The following is a 508-nucleotide window of genomic DNA, read 5'->3' as shown; positions in this document are numbered from 1 at the left end:
GTGATGTCTAGCGACATTTTGGACACGGAGTCCAGGATGTTTTTGGACGGGATGTCTAGTGGCTTTTTGGACGTTTGCGGCGGTGGAATAGCCGGATGGCTATTCCATTGCATAAGCGTAGAAAGGTCGCAGATTTCGATCCCGTTCGTGACGGCAAGACGGTCACACAGTTTTGCAAAGAATTGGGAATCTCGCGGCAGACGTACCACAACATCAAAAGCCGGATAGCGCAGAAGGGTCGCGCAGGCATTGTGCCGGATTCGACTGCCCCGAAGAATCCGGTTAAGAAATTCCACGAGGCCGACAAAATCGCAGTCGTCCACGCCAGGCAGGAGTTGATGGAGCAAGGCTTGGATTATGGGCCTTGGTCGATCTACTACTTCTTGTTCGACACAGTAGGTCCAGATTCCACACCGTCGCGTTCTACAATCGCCTCGTGGCTTCATGAGCTGGGATTCGTTGATGCCAACGCCCGCAAACGGCCACGCAGCTCCTATAAGCGCTTCGC

General features: G+C 53.7%; 1 protein-coding gene. It reads left to right on the top strand.

Going from position 1 to position 508, the window contains the following annotated elements; all coding sequences use genetic code 11:
* Positions 1-95: 95 nt before the first annotated feature.
* Positions 96-508, top strand: a 413-nt coding sequence (locus L8U58_RS10150) for a helix-turn-helix domain-containing protein (protein WP_269955274.1), incomplete at its 3' end; no start/stop codon positions are given.

The organism is Corynebacterium macclintockiae (assembly GCF_027570165.1).
Taxonomy (GTDB): Bacteria; Actinomycetota; Actinomycetes; order Mycobacteriales; family Mycobacteriaceae; genus Corynebacterium; species Corynebacterium macclintockiae.
The sequence above is the reverse complement of the archived record's forward strand: the minus strand, read 5'-3'. Positions and strand labels throughout refer to the sequence as shown.